Source organism: Treponema endosymbiont of Eucomonympha sp., assembly GCF_001028545.1.
Genome location: NZ_BBPW01000291.1, coordinates 1 through 841, shown reverse-complemented (window position 1 = coordinate 841; position 841 = coordinate 1). Strand labels below are relative to the sequence as shown.

Annotated in this window: 2 protein-coding genes; one reads left to right on the top strand and one right to left on the bottom strand. The window is 54.8% G+C overall.

Annotated features, from left to right (window positions below; all coding sequences use genetic code 11):
* Window positions 1-260: hypothetical protein (locus AWU74_RS12765; protein ID WP_238580214.1), on the top strand; the 260-nt coding region annotated here is incomplete at its 5' end.
* A 221-nt stretch (window positions 261-481) separates the two neighbouring features.
* On the opposite strand, the gene AWU74_RS06605 is transcribed toward AWU74_RS12765, so the two are convergent.
* Window positions 482-841: IS5/IS1182 family transposase (locus AWU74_RS06605; RefSeq protein ID WP_062328218.1), on the bottom strand; the 360-nt coding region annotated here is incomplete at its 5' end.

The following is an 841-nucleotide window of genomic DNA, read 5'->3' as shown; positions in this document are numbered from 1 at the left end:
AAAGCTTTGATTTTGAGCTATTGTACGCGGTGACCGGCAGCGGCGTGCCTGTCTTTTTGCGAAATGCTTCCGACACGCAGGAAGGCAGGGACACGCCGGCAATCTGCCTGCGATTCTTGAATAGGAGCGACCTGCGTCGCAGCGAAACGGCTTGCCGAAATGCGAAGATGACCATTCTAGCGAGTTTCGACGAAAGGGAGCATGACTGCTGGCTTTTTATAGACGCGAGCGACATAGCGTGGTTTGCTTTCGCTAATTGAGCGTTCGGCGTTCCCCGTGCCAACGCACGGGGAACGTTCGAGTTCCTTGAAGGAACTCGACATATAGGTCGGTACGGGCAACGACCGAGTTTCTTGAGGAAACTCGACATATAGGAGGACGCATAAGAGCGGGGCACACGCCCGCTCTTTTTTTATGCCCATCCGAGCGTCTTTTTTTGCAGGCGTCTCATGCGCGCCCTAAACAGAGGCTCTGTCCTGTCCTAGGTAGTGTGGACTGGAAGGTAGAGGAATAAACACCTGACATGAATGGCGGCGATGAAGGAAGCGGTGAGCTTTGCGTAGCGCGTAGCGATTCCGCGCCAGCGTTTGAGGGCGCGGAAGACGTTTTCAATGACGTGCCGCGCCCGATACAGTTCATGACTGTACGCTCTTTGCTCTTTCCGGCTTTTAACCGGAGGGATGACGGCTGTTATATCCGCTTCCTTAAGCATATCGAGCAGTTCGTTCGTGTCATACGCTTTGTCCGCAAGGAACGCTTCCGCCTCCAAATCCTCCATAAGGAGAGGCGCCTGGCTACAGTCCGCGACAGTACCGCTTGTCACAATGCCGCCTGCCGGCAT